This is a genomic window from Streptomyces sp. NPDC052107 (assembly GCF_040680215.1).
Classification (GTDB): Bacteria; Actinomycetota; Actinomycetes; order Streptomycetales; family Streptomycetaceae; genus Streptomyces.
Genome location: NZ_JBFAWG010000054.1, coordinates 42630 through 49693, shown reverse-complemented (window position 1 = coordinate 49693; position 7064 = coordinate 42630). Strand labels below are relative to the sequence as shown.

Annotated in this window: 6 protein-coding genes and 1 pseudogene; 2 read left to right on the top strand and 5 right to left on the bottom strand. The window is 70.6% G+C overall.

Annotated features, from left to right (window positions below; translation table 11 throughout):
* Both AB0M27_RS34775 and AB0M27_RS34770 read left to right on the top strand, forming a co-directional pair.
* Positions 1-93: pseudogene (locus AB0M27_RS34775) on the top strand (IS607 family transposase); the annotation flags it as partial.
* The gene (locus AB0M27_RS34770) at positions 86-1720 is read left to right on the top strand and encodes an IS200/IS605 family accessory protein TnpB-related protein (protein ID WP_365727804.1); all 1635 of its coding nucleotides are present in this window, start codon (positions 86-88) and stop codon (positions 1718-1720) included. The pseudogene AB0M27_RS34775 and the gene AB0M27_RS34770, both read left to right, overlap by 8 nt.
* Here the strand turns inward: AB0M27_RS34770 and AB0M27_RS34765 are convergent.
* From AB0M27_RS34765 to AB0M27_RS34745, 5 genes are all read right to left on the bottom strand, one after another.
* Positions 1717-1980, bottom strand: a complete 264-nt coding sequence (locus AB0M27_RS34765; RefSeq protein ID WP_365727802.1) for a hypothetical protein — start codon at positions 1978-1980, stop codon at positions 1717-1719. The two genes, AB0M27_RS34770 and AB0M27_RS34765, sit on opposite strands and share 4 nt — an antisense overlap.
* A gap of 255 nt (positions 1981-2235) precedes the next feature.
* Positions 2236-2787: a YciI family protein gene (locus AB0M27_RS34760; protein WP_365727800.1), complete on the bottom strand. Its 552-nt coding sequence runs from the start codon at positions 2785-2787 to the stop codon at positions 2236-2238.
* Positions 2788-3149: 362 nt separating this feature from the next.
* Positions 3150-3785 carry a DUF1345 domain-containing protein gene (locus tag AB0M27_RS34755; protein ID WP_365727798.1) on the bottom strand — a complete coding sequence of 212 codons (636 nt, stop codon included), beginning with the start codon at positions 3783-3785 and terminating at the stop codon, positions 3150-3152.
* A 366-nt stretch (positions 3786-4151) separates the two neighbouring features.
* Positions 4152-5813: an arginine--tRNA ligase gene (gene argS, locus AB0M27_RS34750; protein WP_365727795.1), complete on the bottom strand. Its 1662-nt coding sequence runs from the start codon at positions 5811-5813 to the stop codon at positions 4152-4154.
* Between the two features lie 60 nt (positions 5814-5873).
* Positions 5874-7064, bottom strand: coding sequence for a DSD1 family PLP-dependent enzyme (locus AB0M27_RS34745; protein WP_365727793.1), 1191 nt, complete (start codon positions 7062-7064; stop codon positions 5874-5876).

The window sequence follows — 7064 nt, the reverse complement described above, 5'->3', positions numbered from 1 at the left end:
GAGGTGCTGACCTCGTTCTGCGCCCGCCTGTACGGGCGCAGGTCGGCGAAGAACCGCGCCCGCAAGGCACTGGAGGCCGCCGAACATGGCTGACCTCCGCCCGATCGCCGCGCCGTTCGTGGCTCTCGGCCCGTCCGGTGTGGCGATCCGTGCCCGGTTGGGGGGCCTCACGCCCGAGGATGAGGATGAGAGGGTTCTGCGCTTGGTGGGGGCGTACCTGGGCTCGCTCGCCTCGAAGGACCTCACAGCGCGTTGCAGGGACGGCCTGGAGCACTCCACCGAGTCATGGGCGGCCCGTAAGAGGGACCTGACGGCGAAGTCGTCGTCCAGGTGGGCCGGGTCGATCACGAAGGCCACGCATGAGCAGTGGGCACTCGCCCGGCGCGGCCAGGCCGCACACGTGCTGTCCCTCGAGGCCGGTATCACGACGATCCGGCACCGGCTGTCGCTGCCGGTCGGGGAGAAGGGCACCAAGCGGGCTCCGGGCGGCTACCGCTGCGCGCACGAGTGGTTCCACAAGACGCGGCGGCTGCATGTGCTGGAGGACCGGCTCGAGAAGGTTCGGGCCGAGCGGGAAGCGGGCCGGGTGCATGTCGTGCGCGGCGGCAAACGTCTGCTGGGCACCCGCCACAACCTCGACAAGGCACAGCTCACCCAGGCCGAGTGGCGTGAGCGGTGGGAAGCCGGGCGCTGGTTCCTCCAGGCGGACGGCGAGTCGGGGAAAAGGTTCGGCAACGAGACGATCCGCATCACGCCTGAGGGCGAAGTGTCGCTCAAGCTCCCGGCCCCGCTCGCCGACCTGGCGAACGCCAAGCACGGCCGGTACATCCTCGCCGCGCGGGCGCGGTTTTCTCACCGGGGGCAGGAGTGGGCCGACCGCGTGGAGGCGAACCGGGCCGTGGCCTACCGCATCCACTACGACACGGGGCGCGGGCGCTGGTACGTGGACGCCTCCTGGCAGATCCCTCCCACCAGGACCACCCCACTCCAAGCCGCCCTCGCCGATGGCGTGATCGGCGTGGACACCAATGCCGACCACCTCGCCGCATGGCGCCTGGACACACACGGCAACCCGATCGGCCGGCCGCGCCGGATCTTCTATGACCTGTCCGGCACCGCCCAGCACCGCGACGCCCAGGTACGGCACGCTCTCACAAGGCTGCTGAACTGGGCCAAGAGCTGCGGCGTCAAGGCCATCGCGGTCGAAGACCTCGACTTCCAGGCCGAGAAGAGCAGAGAGAAGCACGGGCGCAACCGCCGATTCCGGCAGCTCATCTCCGGCATGCCGACCGGTAGGCTCCGCGCCCGGCTGACCTCCATGGCCGACGCCACCGGTATCGCGATCATCGCCGTGGACCCGGCCTACACCAGCAGGTGGGGCGCCCAGCACTGGCAAAAGCCGATGGCCGGCCCCACCCGTAAGACGACCCGGCACGATGCGGCGAGCATCGCGATCGGACGACGCGCCCAGGGGCACCCGATCCGGCGGCGGACGACACCGCCCCGTGCACACCAGAGGGATGCGCACGGGCATCGGACCGTCCAGGCCGACCGACGTGCCCCTGGGCGTGAGGAACCCCGCCCCCGCATCCCCGGACCACGGACACGATCCGTGCCGCCGGACGCGGCGAGTACGCGGGCGACCAGGACATCCAAAACCGTTCGGGGTGTCCGCAGTGACCAGGCGTGGGTCCAAGACTCACTCCTGCCCACTGACTAGGAACGGTTGGTGGTCGCCGCGTGGGTGTACTGCACGCCGCCGGCGGCGAGCCCGGCGAGCGCCGAATGAGGGTGACGGACGATGTACCAGGCCAGGTCGGTCTGGTGCAGACCGTCGACGGACAGCAGCAGGACATGCCGGGCAGCCGGGTGCGGGTGCGCGGAGCCGGGCGCGGCCGCAGCGGTGAGCGCACCGACCGCGGCCAGCGCGGCCGCAGCCGCCGTGACGGAACGTGCGGGGTGGGCCGGACGTCGGGACATGGTTTCTCCTCGGACTGTGTCGAGCCGGCGAACGGGTGCGCGTCGTGCACCGACATCCGAGAGGTGGAACATGTACGCCGGCGGACCGTCATGCCGTGTCCAGCCCAAGAAACGCATCGGCCGGGGCAAAGACTTCCGTCCTTCTGACAGCCGCTCACGTCGCAGTCGTCACGCAGAGAAAACGGTGGCTCCTGATCGGTGTGCCCTCCAACGGTTGCAGGCGCTGCGGTCGGTGGTCACCGCCTCAGCGGCGGTTCACGACTGCCGACCGCCGAACTGCCAGTTGTGGACCTCGATCTCGGCATACCGGTCCACGGTCAGCACGGCACGTGCCGTGTCCGGGTCCGGGGCCCGGAGCAGGGCTGCCGTACCCAGCCAGATGTTGCCGTCGTCGGACAGCAGCGGTCCGTATGCGATCAGCTCGTTCCGGTCCGGGGGTACGGCGAGGTCGGCGGCCTGTCCCTGGCCGAGGCCGAGCACGAGGTACCGCCGGCCGCCGGTCCGCCCGCCGGGGAAGTCCCACATGGTGCGCCCCAGCATGTTGCGCCATCGGCGCAGCAGCACGTCACGGTACACACCGGCCTGGTACCCGGGCTCGTCGAAGGCGAATGCGCGGGCGGCTGCGGGATCGGGCAGGTCGACGATGTGCACGCTGCCGGTGGGCACTTCGCCGTCACCGGTGAGGGTCGGACCGCGGGCGATCATCCCTTTGTCGAACCGGTCCATGTAGGACCAGTGTGCTTCCAGGAGCTCCATGCGCAGCGCCAGCGAGCCTCGCCGATCGCGGTGGTAGCAGAAGAATTCCATGCCCGCAGTATGTCCGTGCTGGAGCGCAACAGCACAGCGGTTGTCTGTGCGAACGATCTCGATGAACCTCGACTCTAGCCGGCGCATGTTCCCCGTCACCGCGCAGGAGACGATCGACCTCGCCTGCAGCAACGGCCTGGACGTCCTCCACCACGCCCAGCGGGAGGACCCCGCACGGCCGCCCGGGAGTGTCCTGGACCTATCTCGGCTTCCAGCTCGACGAGGCACGGGGCGCCGTCGCAGGGATCACCGGGGAGTAGCCACTGTGCGGGCAGTGCGCGCATGTCGTGGAACCACCACACAGGCGTCCCCCGAACCGGTCGTAGAGCCCGGTACGACCGAGCGTCGTCGCCCGCGGTCGATCAGCTGCTCACCATGCTCGCGACCAGGTTCAGGGTGGTGGCCAGGATGCCGGTGCCGAACACGTAGGACAGCAGCGTGTGCCGAAGCACCATCGCACGGATCGCGGGGCTGGAGACGTCGGTGTCGGACACCTGGTAGGTCATGCCGAGGTTGTAGCTGAAGTAGAGGAAGTCTCTGTACGTGGGTGGCTGGTCGGAGTTGAAGTCGATGCCGCCGGGGGAGGCGTCGTAGTACAGGTGGGCGTAGCGGGTGGCGTACATCAGGTGCAGCGCCGCCCATGCCAGGAACACACCGACGAGCGCGGTCACGGCCGCGGCATGACCCGTCCTGGAACCGTTCAGGAGGAGCAACAGTACGATCCCGACCAGTCCGCCCAGCGAGACGGCCACCACGACCAGTTCCTCGGCGACGGGCCGCAGGTCCTCACGCCGGGCGTTGCGGTGGGTCGCCGTGGCGTCCATCGGCCAGAGCACCAGCCAGCCCGCCACGACGAAGACGACTCCCGTCACCGCGGCTCCGGACAAGATCCCCAGTGGCGGGCCTGCCGTCACGCCGACGACCGCACCGACCGCCCCTCCGACGACCACCGCGCCGGCCAGCCTGGGGACCGCGGACAGCGGCAGCCACATGCTCATACAGCCCAACGGTAGTGGTCTCACCGCTGGTCAGCCCGGCACGGCGTGCTCGGGAAATCGTGGTGTTCGACGCAGTCGATCACCTCGGCGGCGGTGGTGCCGGCCCCACACCACGGACCAGCACCCTCAGCACCGGAGCAGGCCGACACGTGGTCGACACCGGTGAACGATGAGCGGCGAGGGCTGCCCGCTTCCGCGCCGCGAACTGTCGGACCTCCACTAGGTGAAGCCGGTGCGCGTGCTGAGGATCCCGTCGCGGTTCGACGCGGACGCGGTGCGCACCGCCTCGACCTCGCGCGCGGCCATCACCCACACGGCGGATTCCGTCCCGGCCTTCCGGCGTGCCGGCCTGCGAACCGGGGGGGCTCACATCCGTTCCGGTGCCGACACGCCCAGCAGGCGCAGCCCGTTGTGCAGCACCAGCCTGGCGGCCTCCGTCAGCCACAGCCGGGCCCGGGTACGGTCGTCCGGGGTCTCGCCGGCCCGCGGCAGGACCCGGCATGCGTCGTAGAAGCGGTGGTACGTGCCGGCCAGCGCCTCCAGGTAGTACGCCACCCGGTGTGGTTCGCGCAGTGTGGCCGCCGTGGTCACGACCTGCGGGAACTCGGCCAGCATGCGCAGCAGGTCCACCTCGCGTCCGTGGGTGAGGAGGGCCGGGTCGAATTCCTCCGGGGCGCCCTTGTCGATCCCGGCTTCCTTCGCCTTGCGCAGTACGGCGCAGGGCCGGGTGTGGGCGTACTGCACGTAGTAGACCGGGTTGTCGTTCGACTGCCGGGTCAGCAGGTCGATGTCGAGGTCGATCATCGCGTCCACACTGGCCCGCGCCAGCGCGTACCGGGCGGCGTCGACGCCGACCGCGTCGGTCAGGTCGTCGAGGGTGAGGACCGTACCCGCACGCTTGCTCATCCGGACCGGCCTGCCGTCCCTGACGAGATTGACCAGTTGGCCGATCAGGATCTCCAGATGCCGGTCCGGGTCGTCGCCGAAACAGGCCGCCATGGCCCGCATCCGGCCGACATAGCCGGCGTGGTCGGCGCCGAGCATGATGACGACCCGCTCGAAGCCCCGGGACCGTTTGTTCAAGTAGTACGCGCAGTCCGCGGTGAAGTACGTCCAGGAACCGTCGCTCTTCACCAGCACCCGGTCCTTGTCGTCACCGAAGTCCGTGGTGCGCAGCCAGGCCGCGTCGTCGGACTCGTAGACGTGGCCGCCGTGGCGCAGCCGGGTGACGGCGGCGTCCAGGTCGCCCCGGTCGTGCAGGTCCTTCTCGTTGAAGTAGGTGCCGAAGTGGGTTCCGAACGCGGTGAGTGACGTCTTGATCTCGTCGAACATCAGCTCCGTGCCCACCGCCCGGAACACGGCGGAGGACTCGCTGTCCGGCAGGTCCAGGGCGCCGGGGTGGTGCTGCAGCACGGCGTCCGCGATCTCCTGGATGTACGCGCCGCTGTAGCCGTCTTCGGGCACCGGCAGGCCCTGCGCGGCGGCGAGCAGGGAGCGGACGAAGCGGTCGATCTGCACGCCGGCGTCGTTGAAGTAGTACTCCCGCGACACGTCCGCGCCCGCGGCCTCGAGCAGCCGGGCGAGGACGTCGCCCACGACCGCCCAGCGGGCTCCGCCGATGTGCACCGGGCCGGTGGGGTTGGCGGAGACGAACTCCAGGTTGAGCCGCAGGCCGCCCAGCCGGTCGGTGCGGCCGTAGGCGTCGCCGGCCAGGACGATGTCCCGGGCCAGGGCGCCGATCGCCGCGGTCTCCAGCGTGATGTTGAGAAACCCGGGGCCCGCGACCTCGGCCTTCGCCACTCCGGGGGCCGCGCTCAACAGTGGCGCCAGTATGTCGGCGACGGCGCGGGCGGGCATGCCCGCGGACTTGGCGAGTTGCAGGGCGACGTTGGTCGAGTAGTCACCGTGGCCGCGGTGCCGGGGGCGCTCCACGCGGATCTCTTCGGGCACCTGAGCCGAGATGCGTCCGGACTGGATGGCCGTGTGGATGCCGTCGGAGATGACGGCCGCGAGATCTGCTGGAGTCACAGGGCCGACGCTAGCGGAGCCGACGGCGCCTCTGACATCGAATTTCCCGGGGGCTGGTGCTCACCAGCCGGTGACACGTTCCCAGAACGTCTCGATCGCGGGGACACGGTCGGTGTGGTGGGTGCCGTCGACGACGTGGTAGCCACGGTGCTGGGCCGCGGTGGCGCACGCGTGATTGGGCAGGATGCGCAGGCGGGTGCCGACCGGCAGGTCGGGCAGGTCGGCGCCGTCGCGGGCCGTGAGCGTGCCGTGCTCCTGGCTCGCGGCCGTCATGACCAGGCCCGGGACGAGGGTGCCGGCGAGGTCGGTGACCAGGCCGTAGCCCTGGTCCTGGGCCTGCGCGGCCGTCCCGCGGTCGCGCGACATGGCCATCCAGCCACCGTCGGTCATGATCCACCCGTACTCGGGGCGGTGACCGATGACGGTCACGACCACCGACAGGGCGATGTCCTCGACCCGGCAGACACCGAGACCGGCCATGACCAGGTCGAAGAAGACGTAGTTCCCCGCGCGCAGTTCGGTGACGCCGGTGAGGTCCTCGGCGGCGTGCGCGGTGGGGGTCGAGCCCACGCTGACGACGTTCACGGGCAGGCCGGCCGCCCGCAGCCGCTCGGCTGCGGCGACGGCGGTGTCGCGTTCGTTCTTCGCCGCGAGGCGCTGTTCCTCGGCGGTGTGGGCGAAGTAGGACTCTCCGGCGTGGGTCAGGACGCCGTCCAGACAGCCTGCGTCGTGCAGCAGGCGGCCGGTGGCGAGGAGAGCGGGGTCGCCGGGCTTGAGGCCGCCGCGGTGGCCGTCGCAGTCGATCTCGATCTGGGTGGGGAGGGCGGTGCCCGCCCGGCGGGAGGCTTCGGCGACGGACGACGCCTGGTCGACGCTGTCGAGCAGGATGCGCAGGGCGACGCCGCGGCGCAACAGCGCGATGACGCGCGGGAGTTTGTGCGGGTCGATGCCGACGGCGTACGTGATGTCGGTGTAGCCGCCGTCGGCGAACGCCTCGGCCTCCGCCAGGGTGGAGACGGTGACCGGACACGGCGTGCCGGAGTGCAGGAGGGCGGCGGCGTCGAGGCTCTTGGCGGTCTTGACGTGCGGGCGCAGGGTGACCGCGAGACGGTCGGCCCTGGCCCTGAGGCGTGCGATGTTCCGCCGCATCGTGTGGGCGTCGACGACGGCGAACGGAGTGTCCGGATCGGCCAGGGTTCGTGCCGGGGCCGAAGGAGCGGTGCTCTCCTGGGTGTTCACAAGAGGATTCAC

Bases quoted from the DNA above. Each gene is read 5' to 3' on its own strand.
- AB0M27_RS34770 (WP_365727804.1), top strand. From the start codon at position 86: ATGGCTGACCTCCGCCCGATCGCCGCGCCGTTCGTGGCTCTCGGCCCG.
- AB0M27_RS34765 (WP_365727802.1), bottom strand. From the start codon at position 1,980: ATGTCCCGACGTCCGGCCCACCCCGCACGTTCCGTCACGGCGGCTGCG.
- AB0M27_RS34760 (WP_365727800.1), bottom strand. From the start codon at position 2,787: ATGGAATTCTTCTGCTACCACCGCGATCGGCGAGGCTCGCTGGCGCTG.
- AB0M27_RS34755 (WP_365727798.1), bottom strand. From the start codon at position 3,785: ATGAGCATGTGGCTGCCGCTGTCCGCGGTCCCCAGGCTGGCCGGCGCG.